Genomic DNA, 21,938 nt, shown 5'->3' on the forward strand with positions numbered 1-21,938 from the left:
GGTCTCTTTGCCCCCAGATATGCCTTTCTGAAGACTTGTTACATCTTTTGGAGACATGTCTTTCGGAGACGTTTCTTAGACCCCCTACCCACCAAGCAAGAGTTCGTCATATTTTACAGCCTTTAAGCACAGAGAATTATTTTATCTTGCTAAGTTTTTTAATTAAATGATTATAAATCTCAGCGATATTAATATTTTTGTACCATAATTCCCACTCAAATCATATCCCCAGCCCGCCCCTCACAAACATAACTCCCCATGCAAGAGTGATCAAGCCCATCATTGTCGTGCTGACCTGTATTGTGGTCTCTCCGAGAAAACGGAGTAGTTTTGCCGCACTATATAGCAGAATCCCAGTTAAGGCAAGCACCAGTGTAACGGCAATGCCTGTGGTAAGAAGGCCATAATCGCTAACCGATATGATTATCGTTGTTATCGCAGCAGGTCCTGACAACAATGGAGTGCCGATAATCACAGCGACCCCACTGATGGAGGTGTTACCATTTTCTTCTATCTCTGTAATCGGTATGCCAAGTACCATTTTGACTCCGAGTAATCCAAGGATAATCCCCCCAGCCACCTTAAAATCATTAATATTCGTGTTAAACAAATGCAGTAACCTTATGCCTGAAAATAGAACTGCTATCGATATTACGCTTGCCACTAAAATGGCCAATGTTGCGGTTTTAAAACGCTCTTCTTCATCCATATTTTTCGTGGCATTTAAAAAAAAGGGAATGCTAAGCAAAGGATCATAAATGACAAAGAATAGAATCATCAAGCTAATCAAATTTCCCATCATATTGCCATCCTTGTTACAATTTTATTTTTTCAAAATTTAAAATGGATATTACTGAAAGAATAATTAGTAATATACAATAGATAATTATTGTGGTACCGTAATTAATGATAGTTAGCTTATCAGATCACACATAAATAAAGGCATATAGGTATTTAGCTCTTAGAGTTTGATTTATTATTATAAATAAGGTAAAAGTCATGCCCGATACCAGGATACCTCAGGCTTTTAAGGCGATCTCGGTAGGGACCGAAGTGGCATTCTCTGTGCTTGGAGGAGGGTTCTTAGGTTACTTAATCGGAAAAATATTCGGGGAAAAGTGGGCTGCTATCGGATTGAGCATGGGTATTCTTCTGGGGTTCGTTGGAGGCATGTATAATCTTATCAGAAAATTTTGGTGATTTCGAGAGTAAATGAGTGGGGAGGTGAAAAATGGCAAGAGGGACTATTTCGATGAATAACTATGATAACTACAAGATTCGATATAACAGGGGTGACGGTCATTTTGAGGATTTCGTGGACATATTCCCGGAGCGAACTGGTCGAACTTCTGAAGGACTATGAGCCAAGGATTATAGAGAGTGGAAAAGGCGGGAAGCATTAATTGCCGGCACATAACCCCCTGAAAAATTTCTCGAGAGTTATGCAGTATTTGCCCACATTCTATCCATTCTTATTTATCCATCGTCTCGAATAACCTCAACATAGCCCTCTGTTCCATTTACCAGTACCATGTCACCATCATGGATTATGTCCAGAGGATTGATCTGCAGGCAATCCACCAAGGGAATGCCGGATATTATGGCACCGACTGCAACTATCGCTTCGGATACGACATTAATCATCGCACAGGGTGCAACTCCGTTCTTCATGAGCTGATACAAAACGTATGAGCCCACCGTCGATCCTTTTCCTTGCGGAAAGACCAAAACGCGATTGGCAATTATCTCTGAAAAAAGCTCACTGCCTTCTTCGATGATTCTTCCACTAAGGGGGTCTACGCCGCCCAAAAAGGATATGGACTCAGACGTTACCAAGGCCCTTCCACTTGCAACGCCTCTGGAGATGGCTCGTCCTTTAATTTTCATTTAATCACAAGCGGTTCTTATGCAATCCTCTGTGGTAGCAAGTACGGCATCAACACCACACAAACTCGGCACATATTTCAGCGCTTTGCCCGAGTTCACCATCATCCTCTCAAAACGCTCACTTGCCGGCGAAACAACCATACATGTATCGCATATTATTTTGGCGCCACTCATTTCGATCTCCCTCACCAGATCGGGATTCTGCTCCTTCACCCAACGAGATGTGCAAATCCAAAGATCAGTAGTAACCTTCTTCCCGGAGAGCAGTCTTGATATGCGCCTCAATTCGTCTGTCGAACAGTGCGGGCATCCCAGGGCGATGATGTCTGGTCTGGACCTTTTTTCATATATTGCCTTGATATCTTTTAAGTCCAGCGATAGCCGCTCTCTTGGGCGATCAAAACTCTTAGACTCCGGTGTAATTCCCTCCACGTGATATAATGCCACAGCTCCCGATGCTGCCATTGCAGCTCCAAGTGACTTCAATTCGTCAGGGGTTGGCAGCGAATCCAACTGGAACAATGGGATATTATCTCTCAGTATCTCGCCCACCTCGTATCCAAGTGCACCGTAATCTGAATCATGCAGCTTGCCAATCACTCTTATCAAAACATCTGGAGCTCTATTCTCATCCAAGTGAAGCCCGTAGCAAGGCGTTTTTCCGATGATTGCAGCTGCCAAGGCACTCGGACCCCCCTCCCTGTTGGTTCTGACACCTAGGACGGAATTGGCGTAGGCTACCGCTGAGGATTCTGCCCATGCGAGATGCCCTCCAAATTTTGGGGGATCGATATAGTAGGGCGTACATGTGCACCCCAGATTTATGCCCAATCGTTCATATGCCCGCAATATTTCTTCTTGCTTCTCGGCAAATTTCGCGGGTATGCCCATAGCCTTCCAGTTCTCTCGATCCATGCCCGCCGGGTTCAGCGTCGATGGAACTTCGACCCTAGCATCTAGGTCGGAAATCCACTCCAGACCGGCATCACCAAGGGTCTTATAGGAAACCCCGGATATCTGGGCACTGTCAATCGGAATCAAAGAGTTGGCACCGTAAATATCACCTAGAGAGACCAGAATCTCCATGGCTTTTTGCTTGGTGGCACCCAATTCGCCTTTGTAGATCGCTTCCTCCTCTTTTGTTAGATGCATGCTAACCTAACCTCGCCTTGGCCTCAGAACACCCTCTTGAATCTCTCGGGGTTTTCAAGTGTCTTGGTGGCATCGACCCCCACCTTGGTGGAAACCCCATCTGACGTACAACACGGATCCAGAGAGGATCCCCGAACGTGAGGAAGTATCAGGATGTCTCGATCCCCTCTCACCCGGGTTGCCACCGCATATTCCAATTCCCTTGGATCGGATATATCTATGTCCTCATCCACGATTAACACGTGCTTCAGGCTGGTGTGAGCGGCAAAAGCCATCATGATAGCCTTTTTCCCATCGCTCTCGGTCTGCTTCTCTATCTGAACGACGGCATGGAGATAGCAACATCCGCCCTCCGTCAGCACGACATTTTTCACCTTAGTTACGCTTCCTACCGCCCTGTAAATACTGGGCTCATATGGTACTCCCATAAGCAGGCGATGCTCACCTCCAGAAGGTATTATGCCGTGATAGATCGGATCAGAGCGACGTATCATCCGAGTCAGCTCGATCACAGGCTCCTCGCGAACGATGTCATAGGTGCCTGTTATGTCCACAAATGGACCTTCCTTTGCCCTCTTCGTTGGATGCATATATCCCTCAAGCACTATTTCGGCATCTGGCACTGCGACTCCATTTTCGCATCTCATGAGCTTAACGGGCTCACCTCTTAATGCAGAAGCATAATTAAATTCCTCTCCCACAGGAACCCTCGTGCAAGAAGCGAATAACGTGATGGGGTCCATGCCGATAACTATCGCCACCGGCAGTGGTTCACCCCTCTGGGCTGCCTTTTGATGCAGGGTGTACGTGTGGCGCGGTGGTACCAATCTCGCCGCCAATTCGGTCTTGTTCAGAACCATCAGTCTGTGGATGGATGCATTCTGAACATCATCCAATCTCGAGACCACAACGCCAGCGGTTATATACGGACGCTCTCCTTTAAAATGGGTCAGTATCGGGAGCTTGGAAAGATCTGGCTTACTTATTTCATCCAAAAGCAGATCGTCTTCCGTAACGATCGCCTTGCCGCATTTAATCTTTGAGAGGCGCATCGCAATCTCTTCTTTGGGAATGTTTAACGCTTTAGAGAGTAAATCACGCGATCCCAGGAGGTTCATCACGACTTTCGACCCGTCAACATCATGGAAAAGGGTGGTGCCGCTTTTCTTGGCAATGGCAACTGCCTCCAGGTTGGATGACACCCGCTTATGAACTTCAACCAGCCCACCCTCTCCAGCGATCCGGTCTATGAAATCCCTAAAACTCAAGGACTCCACCTCTCGGATAGGTCATTCTCCATTCCCAAGAGGTCCAGAATGCGCCCCACTAGGATGTCTATTATGTCGGAAGTGGTCTTGGGCTTGGAGTAAAAGCTCGGGCAGGCAGGCATGACCATAGCTCCTGCTCGTTTTATTTTTACCATGTTCTCCATATGGACTAAACTGAGGGGGGTCTCCCTCGGCACCAAAATCAATTTTCTGCCTTCTTTCAGACAGATATCCCCTATTCGCGTTATCAGTGTGGAAGAGATGCCATTGGCGATGGACCCCAGGGTTCTCATGCTGCACGGCACGATGACCGCTGCATCAAACCGATAGGAGCCGCTGGCGATCGCAGCGGTCAAATCATCCGGTGCATATGCATGCGATGCAAGCCGTGTGACATCCTCCAGTTCATACTCAGTTTCAATTTTCAAGATCAATTTAGCGTTCTCCGATATGATGAGGTGGGTTTCAGCCCTATCTCGCAATACCTCGAGCAACCTGACACCATATTGCACTCCGGAGGCACCGCTTATCCCAACAACTATCTCATTCAACAAGATAATCCCTCGCGACTTTCTCTACTTTAGCCCTATGTTCCTCTGGCGTGTACACGCCCAGCTTCCAGTTATCCCATTGCGCGTTCACCAAGGTACGCACGAGCTGAGAAACTTCATCCAAATGCTTCATTTCATCTTTGATCACTATTTTCGACCTGCCCTCGGCGATCTCCAGTAGCTTGGGAATATCCAACAAAACATAGCCCTCCGGAAGCCCGGCTTCCCTGGCCATTTCGCTCTCAATTTTTTTAGATTGATTCTGGAACTCCAACACTCTCTCGATGTCCACTGAGTCCTTTCCCATGTAAATCGCTCGTTTGAACAACCTGCGGCGGTCCATTCGCTCTGCGATATCATGTGGATACCCTTTTGCGCTTCTTAGCGTCGCCATCAGCTCAGAGTCGTCCATCCTTTTTAACATGCTTGGCTCCAGCCCGGCTTCTATCAACGCCTCAGTGGCATGTGAAAGCATTGCCTCACCGATCCTGCTCACATGATGGAAATAGACAGTTGGGTGCATCAGAAAGCGGGATATGAGCAGGGATTCTGCGGCCTGCAACCCGCCTTCCCTTACCACCAACAATTCGTCCCTGAACTCCATCTCATATATCAAGCGCACATAGTCGATGACTCCGTATGCGACACCTGTATAATATGCATCCCTTACCAGATAATCCATTCTGTCCGCATCGAGTTCGCTGTTTATCAACTGTCCAAGCGGCGTCTCACCCAGAATGAGTTTTGAGACGTGAGAGGGGTCGATTGACCGAGATTCCAAGATATCTGCAATTTCACCCATCATAATAATCTCGCCCACATCATCGTGATTTTTGCCGGTATATCTCTCCAAGATGCCTTCTGTAGAATGTGAAAACGGCCCGTGCCCAATATCATGCAACAATGCAGCTGCCCGAACTTCATCCCGCTCTTTGTCATCGATGCTCAATGTCTTTAAGAGCATATCCACCAAATGCAGTGTTCCAAGTGAGTGCTCGAATCTGGTGTGATTAGCGCCAGGATATACAAAATTTGATAGACCGAGTTGCCGAATGCGCCTTAGGCGTTGTACCTCTGGTGTGTCGATAAGTTCCAGTGCAAGCCCATCCAATAGTATGTAACCATGGACCGGGTCCTTAACGACTTTCATCGCTTATAAATGGTTTTTTCACATTATAATGTTTTTCTGATGACGAGGTTTTTGCAAAAAAATATTAAACCCATTAACATCCAACTTAAACAGGTGAAGTGGCTTAACAAAATCTTTGGCAGAGAGAAGATACCAACTACAACCGCCTTCGATGATATAGATGCTTGGCTTGAAACAGCTTCGGGAGCACTGTTTCCTAGCTTGAGCACAACTGCCAGCAGAGTATATGGGGAGATAGAGGATGTACGAGATAGACTTAGGCAAAATATCTCCAAGATTCAGGATGCCGAGCCAGCTGAGAATATACCCAGTCCTATCACAAAATCGGGATTGAACGCTCGCGATAAGATGGTGAAACGTCTTAATTACCTGGTAGAAAAGATGTCGATCCCGACTCAAACCGATTATAAAACGATTTTATCTTTCCATAGGATGATGACCTCAAACATGGAATTTGCACTGGCAATTCCACAGAAGAACATCTATTATATTAGGTCACTATTTCCTGATGAGGTTGAGAAGATCGTCTCAAATCTCGATCGACTGAAAACCATTTTTAACAAACTCATTGTGCCTCTATTAAAAAAGGAAAGTAAGATAGTGAGTCTGGATAAGGTGCCAGAGATAGTACGAAGTGTAAAGGATATCAGATCCACAATAGAGAAACAAAAAGAAATGGTCAGCGATCGAGAAGAGGAGATAACCGCGCTCGAAAAGAGAATCGAAGCGGAGGAGGAAAGAATAAGGATACTTGAAGAAGGGGAAGAGTGGATGCGTTTACAAGAGCTTGGAAACGAATTATCCTCGTTAGAAAAAGAGTTGAACGGGTTCGAAGCGGATTTGACCAGGCTTCTCTCCCCGATTGACAAGGCGCTCAAACTCTTGAAGAAACAGGATGAAACTGGTCGGCATACACTTGCTCTTGAAGATAGAAGGGTGCTATCCTTGATATTATCATCGCCGATTCATGCGCTAGATGAGAACGTTGGCGATTTTCTTCACACTCTACGGCACATCATCGAAGGAGATGTCCTCCCTCTAAAAGGGCGAAGGCGAGATAAGACATTGCGATGGATAGACCATCTGTTAAATGCTGAGATATTATCTCTCAGGGAGAGGCGCAATATTCTGCAGTCAAATATAGGAAAGACCAAAGATCAACTTTCAGGACTAACGATATTAAAAGATAGAAGGGAGATCGAACGATCGATCATTTCAGCCAAGGGGCAACTCGCTCGATTACAAGAAGAGACGGATCGCTCTAAAAAGCATATAGATTCGTTGGAAAAGAGCCTCGATGGTGAAGTAAGGTTATTATTAAAAGCTCTGGAGGATATTGCGGGCAAGAAGATCGATGTTAATTTGTAGGTCAGAATCTGTGAAAGCCTTCAAACTCAAATGGACAAGAGCATGATGTACATAGGAGATTTATAGCAATATAGAGAGAACTGAGAAAAAGGTCCTAGAAGACTTAAGATTCTATTGAGTCATTTTTAGAAGTTCTTCAGTTTTAGAAAAATTGGTGAGATTTCGGGTAAAAGAGAAGAAGAAAATGATTTTTTTGTACTGTAAAATTTTCGGTTGATAGTTTCAATAAGACTGTTGATACTATGGGATTAATGTATTTCCACTACCGTATTTTCAAAAGAAAAGATTAGGGGAAGGTTTATTTTTTGTTATATAAAGGTATCTACAAGACCAAAAAAATATAATTCCCTTCAAAGGGTGAGGCAGATGAAAAACAAAATCTCAAAGCTTTTGGTTTTGTTTATAATTTTTGCAGTTGGGTTCAGTTCACTTAACGGTATGACGATCGCAGCGAATAGCCCAGCAATACAAACGGTTGATGTACCAGAAGGAACTCTTTGAAGGATCCCAAACCCAATTTCGCGATATCTTCATCAGCTAGACTCTACGTCCCTGATAACTACCTAACGATTCAAGCCGCTATCGATAATGCAAGTGACGGAGACACCATAATCGTGAGTGACGGCATCTATGTTGAAAACATAGATGTAAACAAGAGTTTAACAATACGATCTGAGAATGGTGCGGATTTTACATATGTTTATGCTCAAATGTCATATCGTTATGTCTTTAATGTAACCGCAGATTACGTAAACATAAGCGGATTCACGGTTAGTGGAGCAAGTTATTCTAGTGGGATATATCTCGGAAGTGACACAGACCACTGTAATATCAAAGACAATAAAGTGGTGGATAACGTACAAGGATATGGCATCTCCTTATATTATTCCAGCAACAACACCATATCAAACAACAACGCCTCGGATAACGACGATAATGGAATCGAACTCTATTATTCCAGCAACAACACCATATCAAACAACAACGCCTCGGATAACGACGATAATGGAATCGAACTCTATTATTCCAGCAGCAACACCCTATCAAACAACAACGCCTCAAACAACTATCATGGGATCATCCTCTGGTCTTCTAGCAGCAACACCATCTACAACAACTATCTCGACAACACGAACAATCCCTTCGATAATGGAAACAATATCTGGAATATCAGTAAAACTTTAGGAACAAACATAATCGATGGATATTATCTCGGAGGAAAACTACTGGAGCGATTACACAGGCGTTGATATGGATGGGGATGGACTTGGAGATATATATTACGACATTTCAGGTGGCACAAACAAGGATTATTTGCCAGTTGTAGAACCACCTTCTGTCTTTGACACAGGTACCGGTACATCACCGAGCATCTCAGGAACGCACAGCGGCATGATCGTAATGTCGTCCCATGTCAATGTCTCCCATATGCACACTTATCCGTGTGCAGGAACTGGAGGACATGCAGAATCCGTTAAAATATGGAATTCGACGTGGAATGCAACTGCAACCTGGAATGATTACAGCGGAGACTATCACAACATAACCTTTGACGAATCTTTCATATTAAGAGCAGGGGGGCATACAATTACACGATCATAACAGGCTCTTATCCGCAGATAATACATGCAACCAGTAAGGCAGTGACAGGTGGAACGATCACCTGCACACCGTTCACCGATGCAAATGGTGTCACCTATAACGACTGGATTCCTGCGATTAGGTTGGAGTAAAAAGCCTGTTTTACCTAGTATTAAAAACACTAATGCCATAACAATGAAACCCTAAATCATTTCTCTCCTCTTGGTTTAAAATCTTAAAAGATAAACCGTGAAGACACAGTCTCATCAGAAAAATCATTGGAAGGTTGGAACGAACCAGCAATCCATCTCATTTTTGGAAAGAAACTCTTAAATGATATAAGCGAGAATCATAGTCCCTTGGATGAAGCTATGAAGGTGGGTATTGCAGACACGACATTTGCTAGAGTTAACATGGGTGCCATCGCCATAGAGGAGCTCAAAAAAAACGCATCCCTTCGCACAGAGAGATACACAGTGCCTGGAATCAAGGATTTGCCGGTGGCAGCAAAGAAACTGATAGAAGAGCAGGGCTGTGACATCGTGATGGCACTGGGCATGGTTGGGGGAATGCCAGTAGATAAGACTTGCGCTCATGAGGCTTCTTTGGGATTGATATCCGTTCAACTGATGACCAACAAACACATCATCGAGGTTTTCGTCCATGAAGATGAAGCGGAGAACGATAAGATGCTGGCAGAGTTGGTTGATAAGCGCACCAGAGAGCATGCCTTGAACGTCATCAAATTACTCCTCAAACCAAAACTGCTCGTAAAGAGAGCAGGAATGGGAGAAAGGCAAGGTGGCCCAGATGCAGGACCACTAAGGTTATGAAGGTGATGAAATGAACAAAATTAAACTTGGATTTGTGGTATCAGAATTTAACAGGGACATAACCCATCAAATGGAATTGCTCGGAAAGGAGCATGCAGAGTTTCTTGGGGCATCTGTAGAAAAAACGATATATGTGCCGGGCGTTTATGACATGCCTTTGGCCATCAAGAAATTGGCTAAGAATGAAAACATAGAGGCAATAGTCACCCTGGGAAGTGTGATAGAGGGTGCCACAGAGCACGATGAAGTTATCATGCAGCATGCCGTCCGCAAAATCTTAGACATATCCGTGGACTTTGACAAGCCAGTAGCACTTGGCATTTCCGGTCCGGGAATGACCAGATTGGAGGCGCATGAACGCATCGATTATGCAAAGAGAGCCGTTGAGTCAGCAGTGAAAATGATTAAAAGAATGCGGGAATGATGTCAAAAAGGTTGGATGGGATCGAAGAATCCGCAACCTTCAGAGTTGCCGATCTTGCAAACAGGCTGAATAGAGCCGGAAAAGACGTTATCAGCTTTAGCCTTGGCGAGCCGGATTTTGATACACCCTCACACATCAGAGAGTCAGCCAAAAAGGCATTGGATGAAGGAAAAACGCACTACACGCCCTCTGCTGGAATATTGGAGCTAAGAGAGAGCATCGCCAACAAGTTCAAAGAAAACGGCTTGGAGGTAACTCCAAATGACATTATCGTTACACCTGGTGCAAAACAAACCATATTTGAGGCTATTCTAGCCGTACTCAACGAAGGCGACGAGGCAATCTTGTTTGAGCCTGCTTGGGTCTCATATGGCCCATGCATAAAACTTGCAGGAGCGAAACCCGTAGGCGTTCCTGTGAGCGGGGAGAATTTTAAGCCAGAGGGCTTCGAAGAGTTTGTCACCAAAAAGACCAAAATGATAATCGTGAACTCTCCGTGCAATCCGACCGGAGCTGTCTTTGACCTTAGTAACCTCAAAATGATCGCTGATATCGCAATGGATCATGATTTACTCGTGCTATCTGATGAGATTTATGAAAAGATTCTCTACAATGGCGAACACATCAGCATCGGCCGGTTGGATGGCATGCAAGACAGAACGATCACCATCAATGGATTTTCCAAAACATATGCGATGACCGGCTGGCGCTTGGGATATGCCACCGCACCAAAGGAAGTTATAGGGGACATGCTCAAACTACAACAACATTCCGCCAGCTGTGCCACTTCATTCGCTCAATATGGGGGCATAGCGGCACTAGAAGGACCACAAGAGTGCATTACAGAGATGGTAAACGAGTTCAAAGCACGTAGAGACCTCGTTGTAGAGGGGCTTACCGACTTGGGCATGAAATGCAAAAAACCTGATGGCACCTTCTATGTTTTTGCAAACGTCGGTCAGTTTGGAAGCGGTGAGGATGTGGCAGAGCGTTTGCTGAGGGATGCATATGTTGCAGTAACGCCAGGCATCGCATTTGGACCATCTGGAGAGGATTATATAAGGATTTCATATGCCATTTCTCAAGCTCGCATTTCAGAGGGCTTGGACCGACTTCAGAAAGTCTTATAAATGTTTAAAAAGACAAATCAAAAAATCGATGACCTGGGAGTAAGACAAGTTCAACTTTAGGTATATCAAGAGTCCTTTATGTAAATGTAATAATATAAATAGTTGCAAAAAGTACTAGTACGATCATCATGGGAAAACGAAGATAGTAAGAGTGAACTTAGGTTTTGAGTTTACATAATCTGGAGATCAATTAAGCGTTTATAGGGCAGGATTAAAGTGTTCTACGATAGCTTTCTCTTGGCATATAGGAATATAAAGGAGCGCAAGTTCCGTTCATTTTTAACCCTCTTGGGCATCGCAGTGGGGATAGCTGCGATTATAGCTTTGATAGCGGTAGGCTATGGCATGCAATACTCGATAACAGAGGAGCTTGTGGGAATGGCAGATATCATAATGGTAATGCCCGGACAGATGGTCCCTGGAAGAGGCTACGTCGAAACGGGAGCTTTGACGGACAGGGATGTTGAAGATATAGAACGCATTGATGGTGTCGATAATGTAGGGGCCTGGATGATGGACACCGCTCAAGTCGAATACAGAGGTGAGCTTATGCCAATAGGTATAATGGGGGGTAACCCACGGGTGATGGAAAAAATATTTGGAGATGACGTTGAATTCAAAGAAGGACGATGGCTACGTGAGAATGACTATAGGGGATGTGTGATAGGATATAGTGTTGCCTATGAATATTTCGATGAAGACTTGGGTCTTAACGATCGCATAACGATTAACGGAAAAAAGTTCGTGGTGGTCGGAGTCTTTGAAAAAGCCGGCATGATGGCTTCTGCAGATATAGACCCCAATATATTTCTCACGAAGAGTTCTGCTCAAGATGTTTTGGGAAAGAATGACATATCAATGATAATGCTACAAGTTCGTGATATCGATAGGGCTGATGACATCGCCGAGCAGATTGGGGAAAGAATAGACGAAAACCACAATATGGAAGATTTTGCCCGGGTTATGACGATGGAGTCGATGATAGAGCAGATAGAATCGGTCTTCTTGCTACTCCAAGCGGTCCTCGTTGGAATTGCGTCCATTGCACTGATAGTGGGCTCCATAGGCATCATGAACTCCATGCTCATGTCTGTGATGGAAAGGACCCATGAGATAGGGATTATGAAAGCAATCGGAGCCACCAATTCGAACATCATTTTGCTATTTTTGACCGAAGCTGGAACGATCAGTCTTATCGGAGGCGTATTGGGATGTGTGTTAGGGACGATCGCTTCCAAATTGGTAAGCATTGGCGTTAGTTTTTATATCGGAATGGAAATGCCCGCAATCGTTACCCCAGAAGTAGCGATCGGGAGTTTGTCCGTTGCGATCCTGGTGGGAATCATATCTGGTTTGTATCCGGCCAGAAGGGCGGCAAAAATGAGTCCTGTCGAGGCGGTGAGATATGGATAGTTTACTTAAGCAGGATATAACTAGCTTTAATCTGTTTGAGGTTAATGTCGCTCTGAAAAAACTCTCGAATAGGTGTGTATATTTACAAAAAGGTGATTCTAAATGGCGTTATTCAAAAAACATTTAATGGTCTTTCCTTACTTGACCTGAAGGCTCTAAAAAGCGATCTTTTCAATCCTTATTTTGTGAGTCTCTCATTGAAAAGTCCGTACTTATAACCCATCAAAATCCACAAGTCATAATTCAACTTTCCCAACAGTGAAAAGAACCCCAACGATCACTATCAGAATCTGCACTGCTCCTGTGAACCAAATTGGTAAAAACCAATTAGATAGAGGAAGCTGAGATAAGATATCACCTATCCCTAAGGCTATATGGACCCATAAAAATATGGTGATCCCTGACAGAAGGACTCGGGCATTCCTTATAATTTTTTCCCATTCTACATCGTTGATATTTTTATTCATTTTGATCACCTACAACAGGATATTTTATCCACCACTAGCATAGATATTATCAATAGCATATAACTATTTTTATGCCTAAGATACCTACATCCAATTACCAACCAACAGAAAAACTGCTGAGTTGATCCAATTTTAGACCGCCCAATAACCTTCTTTAACCATCTTTTCACCTCTAACTAGGGAGGTGATTGGATTAGAATATCAGCTTTAACCAGTGGATATGTTAAAGTCAGGGCAGTAGCCAATAGAGAATCCTTTTTAGTACCCTGAAAATACACATAATCAACAAAAATAAGATAGAGACCATCTTTTTCATTTTTGATGTCCATACCCCAATCCATTAACCACAAACTCCTCGATTTTTTTCTGTTAAAAATGATGTGGATGAAAGGCTTTAGCCATATATGGTTGGCGGTCTTGTTGAAACTAACAACCGAAAATTCTATTGTACAAACTGGACCTTGATTTAAGTAGAAAAATTTCTGATACTTGTTGATATCTTATTTTGTATGTAAATGTCTCTTGCGCCGTAGGTGTTAGCGGTAAATCAGGACTTTTCAATGATTATCGACCACTGACCTTCTCCAGATATATATAAGATATAATGCCCAGAATCCACTATTCCCACAGTTTTCACTCCTTCAAAAGGACCAATTGTATCGACAAGGACAGCGTCTATGTAGTGATAAATGCCAGGTGACCCGATCGCCATATAATTTATGAGCAAAACTGTAAAATTAGATTGACCATCATTCATCATCCTAAATATTGATGTGCCACTTTCGAGTGGAAATATTGATGTGACAGTTGATCCATGTCCTGAGAGTTTTATTTGTTCTGGCTGAGATGTCTCTTGTGCTGGTGTCGGGGTTTGTTTCTCCGCTGAAGTAGTCCTATGGGCGCTAGGAGGAAGGAAATGCACCTTCAACGTCGTTTCCGCTTTTAAAACGTTGGAATGACCGGAGAATTCGACCTGTTCGCCCGCCATATTTTCAGCATTGTTGCCCAGAAGGGCGTAAACTGAGTCGGGCTGATCCCTTTTGGGCGTAAAAATCACCGATATTGCCAAATCATCAGATATTCTTTCAAAATCCGTCCACAGGCCCAGCTCGATGAGCATTATGGCATTGTCGTACCATCCCACGTCATCGGGCGTTAAGCTGACCTCATAGCTTCCCTTTTCAACCGTTGCCTCTCCGAAAGCCATGTGTCCCGTATAAGTGGTGTCATCTCCCCTCTGCCAATGGGGTCTTTCGATAAACACTCCCAAAACGCAACCATCCGGCAGATTTGTTTTTCCAGAAACTGTTATTTGCCCCTCTTTCTTTTCTGCTGAAGCGGTAAGCGTGTGCCCATCAACCATCGCCTCGCCTGCAACACATCCTGAAAACGTTACAGTTAGCATGCCCAATACTAAGACAATAACAATGACCTTTTCTACCAACATTCCCCTAATAGTGGACATTGTGTAGTGTTATTTTCCCAGCTTTTACTTATATTTTTTGTGGCAGATTATTGCTAGCACTAGCAAAGAGAGTTAAGCAGCAAACAGCGGAAATGTCATCTCTTGAAAGGTAGATCGCAATGAGGGGCCATCATAAAGTTTAGTCACAGCTTTTTAGCCATCTAAAAAGTTAGATAGGAATAGGAGGGAATTAAGGGGGAAACTATGAAGATAGGAATCGTAATCTATTTGAATGATTCGGAAACTGTATGGAATGCCTTTCGGTTTGGAAATTTTGCATTGTTAGAAGGGGAATATGAAAGGAGAATGAAGAGATGAAAAAAGTTGGAATGATTCGTTGTCAACAAACAGAAGATATGTGCCCTGGCAATACTGATTTCAAAGTCGCAAAAGAGGGGAAGCTTGCTTTCGAGGAAATGGGTCCCGTTGAAGTTATCGGATTCGTTTCATGTGGTGGCTGTCCGGGGAAAAGAGCTGTTACTCGCGCAAAAATGATGGTTGATCGCGGAGCTGAAGCAATTGTTTTAGTTTCTTGCATATCTAAAGGAAATCCCATTGGCTATCCCTGCCCTTATTATGCAAATATGAGAGATGCAATCATCAAAAAGATTGGTCCAGAAATAGAAATAATTGAATGGACACATTAAAACTCCTAACAGGTCAATCAAGCGGATTTAAAACTGCTACTTTTTAAACCGATCATTTTTATGAAAGAGAGCTATGAAGAGTTGATTATGATGGAGAAATATTTGCCTGTGGTATGTGCCTCAAAATTCGCCGATCTGTGGGTTCAGAGAGGTGTCAATTGTCAGCAATCAAGAATTTATATGAAGTAATAAAGAGTAGCGATAAAGTTGTTACATTTTAAAAGCACAGCAGAAACATGCGCCTCTGCGGATGCTGGCGTATAACACTGGCTCTGCGGCCCGCTATCGCTTCTCCAAGTCCATTGCTTCATTTAAGACTTCGTATTTTTGAACTGAAAGCTTGCTCATCTTTGATATTCAGCTATTCATACAGGGAGATCAAAATATCTACCTAGTCAGCCTCCAACAAAATCAGTGTGTCTAGGAATCTCAAGCTCTTAAAAGCCCTGAGGCACAATTACACAAAAATAAGTAAGCGCTAAAACCAATGCTATGGCATCACATCAACGCAACGTCAGAGGCAACAAGAGCCTATTCAACTGCTCTTAGCTATCGCATTTTCAGACCTTTTAAGCTTTCTCCTAACCTTACCAGAAGAATCATATCTTTGCGCAGGACCTGGTCGCTTTGTATTGGCATTTTTTCTGGGAACAAGCCTGATTTGACCTTTTCTGCCTTTCACTTTGACCCATTCCACGCTTCCTGTCTTCCCCATTCAATTATTCCTCCATAAATCCTTTGATCTTTTCTTTGAGAAGGTTGCTAACGAGCTTTCCATCTGCTTTACCTCTAACGCGTTCCATGATCAATCCCATCAATGGTTTAACCGCATCTGTGCCACGTTCCTTAATTAAATCCCTCTTGGATTCGATAACTTGCATGATAAGCTTTTCTATGTCCCCTTTGTCCAGCATTTCAAGACCCAGCTCAGATGATACAATAGAAGCGGTTTTACTTGGTGTATTTGCCAGTACCCTTAGCACTTCCGGTATTCCTTCTTTAACCATTCTATTGGCACGTATCATTTCAAATATTTCTATGAAGTGACCATCCAGGAGATGCTGAACCGGAATGCCTTCCCTCCTAAGTTCTGATAATGTAGCAGTAAGCGTTCTTGCCACCAATGTCGGAGGGGCATCCAAACTCATTATCCGCTCAAAGAGAGCCGATTGTTCAGAACACGCGATAAGTTCAGCAAGCTCGTCGCTCAAATTGTACTCGCGTAAGTATCGCCCTTGTCTTTCACATATCAATTCGGGGAGAGGGGAGTTGATCTTTTTCAGCATTTCCCTGGATATCGGCACCGGCAACACATCAGTCTCAGGATACATGCGTGCTGCTCCCGGAAGGGGTCTCATGTATGCCGAGTTGCCGTTTTGTAACGCCCTTCTGGTCTCCTCCGGTATGCCTTCCAAAGCCTCGTTTGCCCTTTGAATCACTGCATTCAGTGCAGAGCGCGCCCGCGACTCTTCGTCTACCACCAGCACTACGCAATCCTCCGGGCCCGCACCAATCTTTTTGCGAATCCCAGCGATTTGATCAGCGCCGATCTCATTTGGCAGCTCATCGGTATAAAAAGCCCCCCTAGAAAACCGCTTCAACCTATCGGATAATTCATCGAAAAATCGTCGATCGGGTTGTATCTCCCGCCCAGCCAGTCCACCAAAGGAGGGGAGTTTAACCGCCAGGACGACATTATTTTTAAGTGACTTTCCGATGCCTTGAGGGTTGTCAAAAACCTCACTAACGTCTACCAAAACTTCTCTTACCTTTTTAGCGCCGCGTTGTCTTAGTTCATCCTTGACCTTAAGCAAATTTACCTGGCGAATCACCTCTCTATCAACGATCGTCTCAATCATGTCGAGGGTCTGCACTCCCTTTATTTCTATGCGTGCTCCTTTTGCAATAGAAACGTTGATGTCCTGTCGGATCGTCCCTATGCCTCTTTTCACTTTCCCTGTTGAACGCAATATCATTCCGATCCACTTTGCAAGAGAGCATACTTGCTCAGGTGTCTTGGCTTCGGGAGAGGTTGTGATCTCTACTAGTGGAATTCCGAGTCTGTCGAGAGAATACACCACGCCATCGACATCCTCAGATATTTTTTGTGCAGCCTCCTCCTCCAGACAAACCGTATCGATGTGGATTATGTTATCCCCCAGGGATATTTTACCGTCTGAGGCAACAAAGGCTGTCCGCTGAAATCCGCTCGTATTAGATCCATCGATGACAATTTTTCTCATCGTATGGATTTCGTCTACCGGCGTCATACCCAATAGCAGTGCAATCTCAAGCGCTATGTCAATTGCATCTGGATTCAAAGGACCCGGTGGCTCTTCATCATTCTCGACCAAACATGTCGTATCGTATCCCTTGTAGATGAAGCGACGGTTAACTTGCGCCTCTTCTAATGCAGCCCTATCGATCTCGCCGAGTTCACTCTCTGATACTTGGAGATGGCGGTATATCTCATAGGTTGAATCGCTTGCTCTTCTCAACTCGGTGGGACAATTACAAAATAACTTTCTCTTGGTATCCAGCTGTTGATGAATCTCCAATCCTGCCTTAAGACCCAAACCCTCATAATCCACTGATTTCACCAGCTATGTTTTTTCTCATTAAAGTCCTTACTTCATCCGGGTCGTTAGTACCTCCCAAAACCCACATCAGTTTGACGAGCGCAGTTTCAGGTAACATATCCCCCCCTTCAATGATGCCTGCCTTGAGCAGGTCTCGGCCTGTGTCGTACACTAGGTCGCAAATTCTGCCACTAAAGCATTGGGAAGTCATGACTATAGATATCCCCTTTTCCACCGCTTTTTTGATATGCGGAATCCACTCTGTGGAAACATGCCCCAATCCAGTACCTTCAATCACCAGACCCCGGTATAAGGAGGCATAGTGATCAACTATTTCAGGATCAGCGCCAGGATAAAACTTCAACAAAGAGCATTTTGGCTCAATATGGTCCCTCACCATCAACTCATGTTCATCCCTTTTTTTGTATGCCGCAAACGTCTCAATCTCTCGAGTGGAATAGTCCACTTTCCCCAGAGGCGAAGCGTTGATCGAATGAAATGCATCTCTTCTAGAGGTGTGCATCTTCCGCACCCTAGTGCCCCTATGTATCAGGCAATAATCGTCAGACATAGTTGCGTGCATCACAACGGATACCTCCGCTATATCGCTGGTCGCCACCTTTGCTGCGCATACCGCATTCATGGCGTTATCACTGCTCGGCCTATCAGCACTTCGTTGTGAGCCAACGAGGACTATCGGAACAGGCGTTACCAACATGAACGAGAGTGCAGCGGCTGTATATCCCATGGTGTCAGTTCCATGAGTGATCATCACACCTTCAGCACCGCCTTCGATCTCTGCAGCGATCGCTCTTGCCAGCGTTTGCCAATATTCGGACCTCATGTTCTCGCTTAATATGCTGTAGATGACTTTTCCCTTAAAATTCGCAATCTCGCTCAATTCGGGTATTGCACGAAGGATATCCTCCACATCGAACTGACTTGTCACCGCTCCGGTCCTATAGTCAACCTTGCTGGCGATCGTGCCCCCGGTGGTCAGAATACTTACTGTCGGAAGGCATAGGTTAATTGGAGGTGCAGGCGTTTTTTGGGGCGCACTCTTCTTCCCCTTTTCAATTAACTTGACGAAAGTTTTGGCATCTTTCTTTATACCAATGTTGTAGCCATTGTCCAGTTTTAGAACGATAGAATCATCCCTACTGGGCATCAGGATTCCTTTATAAGTGATATTACCCCGTTGAACTGTGATTTTATCCCCTGCCATCATTTTTATACCCCTGATCTGACGAGGGCGTTTAACTGCTCCAATGCAACGTTTATTTTATTGGTTTTTTGCTGCAAGAGATCTGCATCACTTGCAATGCTCTTTTTCCTCTCTTTGATCATACGCTCGCATTCATCAGGGGAAGGCCCGCCTCTTATGCTTCGAACTCTGACGTTCTGCTCTATGTCAAGCGCCTTATCGATGATCTCTTGGGTAAGCCCCATATCGCTTAATCTTTTTCCGATTATCTTCTTTGCTATAGCATCTATTTGCTCTAAAACAGGCTTCTCTTCATCCCTGGCCAATGCTCCGACAATTCGGTGGGCCGTCCTAAATGGGATGCCAGTTACTCGGACCATTGTGTCAGATAGCTCAGTTGCCGTAATGAATCCGACTGCAGCGGCGGCAGTCATCACATCACTTTTGATTTGCATAGTATCAACCACGCCCGCCATGACGCACACTGAATTCTTGGTGATTTTGACTGCCTTTAGCAGGTGTGGGGAAACTTCCTGCAAATCAATGTTATAGCTGTATGGCGATGCCTTACATATCGCAAGTGCTGACATGAGCTCACCGTATACAGAGCCCGTTTTTGCCCGGATCAGCTCAAGCACATCTGGGTTCTTTTTCTGGGGCATTATGCTGCTCGTAGACGCATACCTGTCATCTAATTCGATAAAGTCGAACTCAGAGGTACTCCATAGAATGAGCTCTTCCGCAAGGCGGCTCAAATCAACCATTGTGTTTGCAAAGGCAGACATGCACTCTATGGCAAAGTCTCTTGTACTGACTGCATCCATTGAATTCTCAATCAGGTCATCAAAGCCCAGTAACTGCGCAGTTCTTTCTCGGTTAATCGGAAATCCGGTTGAGGCCAGTGCGGCTGCACCAAGTGGACATAGGTTCACGCGCACATATGCATCCATGAGTCGATCAAAATCTCTTCCAAAAGCATCTGCATGGGCGATCAGGTGATGCGCAAACGTGGTGGGTTGAGCATGCTGAAGGTGAGTAAATCCTGGCATTATCGTCTTGGTATGTTTCCCTGCGAGGTTGAGCAGAGTTTTTCTCAACCCAATGATATCGCCCATTAGCCCCAATAGCTCATCCCTTATGGCAATCCTGATACACGTAGCAATCTCATCGTTGCGCGACCTTCCGGAGTGCATTCTCCCACCAACCTCACCAACCAACTCGATGAGCTTTGACTCGATTGCAATATGGACGTCCTCGTGCTCAGATATGTTTACGTATGCAACGCCACTTTTCTCAATGGTATCCAGCGCCTTTAATATGGCATAGCAATCATCCTTTTGGATTATGCCTTGTTCATACAGCATTATGACATGGGCTTTATCCACGAGTAGGTCTGTTTTAAAAATCCATTGATCCACTTCTAAAGAGGATGTAAATTTAGCTACCTTTTCATCCATTTTAGACGTTAGGCGACTTCGCAGAATATCTTTCATGTCTCCCCTTCCTACGCTTAACTCTACTCTGACCCTATTCAGTGAAAAAGGTTTTGTATGTTTAGAGACACTTGATACAAAAATGTGAAGATCGCTGTCTTTATTTTGGTGCTGAGCATGCTGCTCATGTCGATTTCGGGGTGCACTGAAAGAGATGTCATACCACCTGAAGTAACACCAACCCCCATACAAAGAGCGTTGGTTACTAAGGTTGTAGATGGAGATACCATCATCGTTACGGGCGGAACAAGAGTGCGCTTGATAGGAATTGATGCACCCGAATCAAATGAGGAGTATTATACAGAGGGAAAGGAGTTTCTAGAGAGTAGGGTATTATATAAAGAGGTTGGATTGGAGGGGGATACCCCTGATAAAGACATGTATGGACGCTCTTTAAGATATGTTTGGCTTAACGATGATTTGATCAATGCAGAAATAGTCAGAGCTGGTTGGGCTATCGCGATCCAGTATGAGCCTACCACCAAATACTCAAATTTGATCGCAGAAGCCGAACAAGAAGCCATAGAAAGTCAAGTGGGAATATGGGGGGCTACAACACATATTTCCACGCCAATTCCAAAAACTCCAACACCTACATTAAAACCCACACCCATACCTACACCGACAGTTACACCAACATTAAAACCAAAAACTGCACCCACTCCTAAAACAACACCTACACCAATACCTACAACAACAAATACGCCAACATCGACTCCTATATCAACCCCAACACCCACACCAGCGCCTACACCCGTAACTTCTACGCCTACACCTACATTATCTCCTACATTATCTCCCGCACCAAAACCAACTCCAGAGCCCACACCAACTGCAAGTCCAACACCAAAAGAGATGCCTAAAATAGTGATCAACGAATTTGAGCAAAATCCTGATGGAAATGACTCTGGAAATGAATGGGTTGAGCTTTACAACCCTGCCACAATCAACTTAAATATAAGCGGATGGACATTATCCACAACCCATGGAACAACATCAAATATCACGATACCCCCAGATACTATAATACCTGCAAATGGATACTGGGTCTACACTCATAGCAAACAATGGTTGGACAACAAAGATGAATCCATCGTGTTAATAGATCTAGATGGAAATGAGATGGACAGAACATTAACGGGAAGCGATGACAAAGATGATAAGTACAGTTGGGGGAGATTTCCCAACGGAAAGGATACAAATTTGAGCACAGACTGGAAATTTCAAGTATCTACTCAAGGAGAGCGCAATCCATAGCAGTTAAACTTCATTTTTTGCAGAGGAGGATTTTGGACTCGATATTTCAAATCAAATTAAGTTCGATAT

Annotated in this window: 25 protein-coding genes; 12 read left to right on the top strand and 13 right to left on the bottom strand. The window is 44.4% G+C overall.

Annotated features, from left to right (window positions below; all coding sequences use genetic code 11):
- Window positions 1-220: 220 nt before the first annotated feature.
- Window positions 221-802 (bottom strand): MarC family protein, encoded by a 582-nt coding sequence (locus PHI74_02560; GenBank protein ID MDD5484898.1) that lies wholly within the window; start codon window positions 800-802, stop codon window positions 221-223.
- Between the two features lie 197 nt (window positions 803-999).
- On the opposite strand from PHI74_02560, the gene PHI74_02565 reads away from it, so the two are divergent.
- The gene (locus PHI74_02565) at window positions 1,000-1,200 is read left to right on the top strand and encodes an AtpZ/AtpI family protein (protein MDD5484899.1); all 201 of its coding nucleotides are present in this window, start codon (window positions 1,000-1,002) and stop codon (window positions 1,198-1,200) included.
- Window positions 1,201-1,231: 31 nt separating this feature from the next.
- Window positions 1,232-1,363 (top strand): hypothetical protein, encoded by a 132-nt coding sequence (locus tag PHI74_02570; protein ID MDD5484900.1) that lies wholly within the window; start codon window positions 1,232-1,234, stop codon window positions 1,361-1,363.
- Between the two features lie 113 nt (window positions 1,364-1,476).
- Here the strand turns inward: PHI74_02570 and PHI74_02575 are convergent, their stop codons facing one another.
- From PHI74_02575 to PHI74_02595, 5 genes are read right to left on the bottom strand one after another with little or no spacing between them, the layout of a single operon-like run.
- The gene (locus tag PHI74_02575; protein ID MDD5484901.1) at window positions 1,477-1,887 is read right to left on the bottom strand and encodes a DUF126 domain-containing protein; all 411 of its coding nucleotides are present in this window, start codon (window positions 1,885-1,887) and stop codon (window positions 1,477-1,479) included.
- Window positions 1,888-3,039, bottom strand: coding sequence for an aconitase X catalytic domain-containing protein (locus tag PHI74_02580; protein ID MDD5484902.1), 1,152 nt, complete (start codon window positions 3,037-3,039; stop codon window positions 1,888-1,890).
- Window positions 3,040-3,062: 23 nt separating this feature from the next.
- Window positions 3,063-4,307, bottom strand: a complete 1,245-nt coding sequence (locus PHI74_02585; protein ID MDD5484903.1) for a UbiD family decarboxylase — start codon at window positions 4,305-4,307, stop codon at window positions 3,063-3,065.
- Window positions 4,304-4,858, bottom strand: a complete 555-nt coding sequence (locus PHI74_02590) for a UbiX family flavin prenyltransferase (protein ID MDD5484904.1) — start codon at window positions 4,856-4,858, stop codon at window positions 4,304-4,306. Before PHI74_02590 ends, PHI74_02585 begins: the two co-directional genes overlap by 4 nt.
- Window positions 4,851-6,008 carry an HD domain-containing protein gene (locus PHI74_02595; GenBank protein ID MDD5484905.1) on the bottom strand — a complete coding sequence of 386 codons (1,158 nt, stop codon included), beginning with the start codon at window positions 6,006-6,008 and terminating at the stop codon, window positions 4,851-4,853. The genes PHI74_02590 and PHI74_02595 overlap by 8 nt, the downstream gene beginning before the upstream one ends.
- A 93-nt stretch (window positions 6,009-6,101) precedes the next feature.
- On the opposite strand from PHI74_02595, the gene PHI74_02600 reads away from it, so the two are divergent.
- The 8 genes from PHI74_02600 to PHI74_02635 all read left to right on the top strand — a co-directional run bounded on the left by PHI74_02600 (window position 6,102) and on the right by PHI74_02635 (window position 12,757).
- Entirely contained in the window at window positions 6,102-7,376 is a 1,275-nt protein-coding gene (locus PHI74_02600) for a hypothetical protein (GenBank protein ID MDD5484906.1), read from the top strand.
- Window positions 7,377-7,742: 366 nt separating this feature from the next.
- Window positions 7,743-7,877: a hypothetical protein gene (locus PHI74_02605; protein MDD5484907.1), complete on the top strand. Its 135-nt coding sequence runs from the start codon at window positions 7,743-7,745 to the stop codon at window positions 7,875-7,877.
- Entirely contained in the window at window positions 7,874-8,626 is a 753-nt protein-coding gene (locus tag PHI74_02610; GenBank protein ID MDD5484908.1) for a NosD domain-containing protein, read from the top strand. Before PHI74_02605 ends, PHI74_02610 begins: the two co-directional genes overlap by 4 nt.
- Entirely contained in the window at window positions 8,577-8,978 is a 402-nt protein-coding gene (locus PHI74_02615) for a hypothetical protein (GenBank protein ID MDD5484909.1), read from the top strand. Before PHI74_02610 ends, PHI74_02615 begins: the two co-directional genes overlap by 50 nt.
- 338 nt (window positions 8,979-9,316) lie before the next feature.
- Window positions 9,317-9,790, top strand: coding sequence for a riboflavin synthase (gene ribC / locus PHI74_02620; protein MDD5484910.1), 474 nt, complete (start codon window positions 9,317-9,319; stop codon window positions 9,788-9,790).
- A gap of 10 nt (window positions 9,791-9,800) precedes the next feature.
- Window positions 9,801-10,214: a 6,7-dimethyl-8-ribityllumazine synthase gene (ribH, locus tag PHI74_02625; protein MDD5484911.1), complete on the top strand. Its 414-nt coding sequence runs from the start codon at window positions 9,801-9,803 to the stop codon at window positions 10,212-10,214.
- A complete protein-coding gene (locus PHI74_02630; GenBank protein MDD5484912.1) occupies window positions 10,211-11,344 on the top strand; it encodes a pyridoxal phosphate-dependent aminotransferase in 1,134 nt (377 codons plus the stop codon). Before ribH ends, PHI74_02630 begins: the two co-directional genes overlap by 4 nt.
- Before the next feature lie 216 nt (window positions 11,345-11,560).
- Window positions 11,561-12,757: an ABC transporter permease gene (locus PHI74_02635; GenBank protein MDD5484913.1), complete on the top strand. Its 1,197-nt coding sequence runs from the start codon at window positions 11,561-11,563 to the stop codon at window positions 12,755-12,757.
- A gap of 236 nt (window positions 12,758-12,993) precedes the next feature.
- Here the strand turns inward: PHI74_02635 and PHI74_02640 are convergent, their stop codons facing one another.
- The 3 genes from PHI74_02640 to PHI74_02650 all read right to left on the bottom strand — a co-directional run bounded on the left by PHI74_02640 (window position 12,994) and on the right by PHI74_02650 (window position 14,689).
- The gene (locus PHI74_02640; GenBank protein MDD5484914.1) at window positions 12,994-13,224 is read right to left on the bottom strand and encodes a hypothetical protein; all 231 of its coding nucleotides are present in this window, start codon (window positions 13,222-13,224) and stop codon (window positions 12,994-12,996) included.
- 176 nt (window positions 13,225-13,400) lie between these two features.
- The gene (locus PHI74_02645) at window positions 13,401-13,565 is read right to left on the bottom strand and encodes a hypothetical protein (GenBank protein MDD5484915.1); all 165 of its coding nucleotides are present in this window, start codon (window positions 13,563-13,565) and stop codon (window positions 13,401-13,403) included.
- 206 nt (window positions 13,566-13,771) lie between these two features.
- A complete protein-coding gene (locus tag PHI74_02650) occupies window positions 13,772-14,689 on the bottom strand; it encodes a hypothetical protein (protein MDD5484916.1) in 918 nt (305 codons plus the stop codon).
- A gap of 314 nt (window positions 14,690-15,003) precedes the next feature.
- On the opposite strand from PHI74_02650, the gene PHI74_02655 reads away from it, so the two are divergent.
- Window positions 15,004-15,336, top strand: a complete 333-nt coding sequence (locus PHI74_02655; GenBank protein MDD5484917.1) for a CGGC domain-containing protein — start codon at window positions 15,004-15,006, stop codon at window positions 15,334-15,336.
- Between the two features lie 535 nt (window positions 15,337-15,871).
- Here PHI74_02655 and PHI74_02660 read toward each other — a convergent pair.
- The 4 genes from PHI74_02660 to argH are packed head-to-tail and all read right to left on the bottom strand — an operon-like array spanning window position 15,872 to window position 20,612.
- The gene (locus tag PHI74_02660) at window positions 15,872-16,051 is read right to left on the bottom strand and encodes a DUF5350 domain-containing protein (protein MDD5484918.1); all 180 of its coding nucleotides are present in this window, start codon (window positions 16,049-16,051) and stop codon (window positions 15,872-15,874) included.
- A gap of 4 nt (window positions 16,052-16,055) precedes the next feature.
- Window positions 16,056-17,936, bottom strand: a complete 1,881-nt coding sequence (gene gatE, locus PHI74_02665) for a Glu-tRNA(Gln) amidotransferase subunit GatE (GenBank protein ID MDD5484919.1) — start codon at window positions 17,934-17,936, stop codon at window positions 16,056-16,058.
- On the bottom strand, window positions 17,917-19,143 hold the full coding sequence (gene gatD / locus PHI74_02670) for a Glu-tRNA(Gln) amidotransferase subunit GatD (protein MDD5484920.1): 1,227 nt from the start codon (window positions 19,141-19,143) through the stop codon (window positions 17,917-17,919). The genes gatE and gatD overlap by 20 nt, the downstream gene beginning before the upstream one ends.
- 2 nt (window positions 19,144-19,145) lie before the next feature.
- The gene (gene argH, locus PHI74_02675; GenBank protein ID MDD5484921.1) at window positions 19,146-20,612 is read right to left on the bottom strand and encodes an argininosuccinate lyase; all 1,467 of its coding nucleotides are present in this window, start codon (window positions 20,610-20,612) and stop codon (window positions 19,146-19,148) included.
- Between the two features lie 84 nt (window positions 20,613-20,696).
- Here argH and PHI74_02680 point away from each other — a divergent pair, with 84 nt between their 5' ends.
- Window positions 20,697-21,869 carry a thermonuclease family protein gene (locus PHI74_02680; GenBank protein MDD5484922.1) on the top strand — a complete coding sequence of 391 codons (1,173 nt, stop codon included), beginning with the start codon at window positions 20,697-20,699 and terminating at the stop codon, window positions 21,867-21,869.
- The last annotated feature ends 69 nt before the right edge of the window (window positions 21,870-21,938 follow it).

It is taken from the genome of Methanocellales archaeon (assembly GCA_028715985.1).
In the GTDB taxonomy this organism is placed as follows: Archaea; Halobacteriota; UBA148; order UBA148; family UBA148; genus UBA148.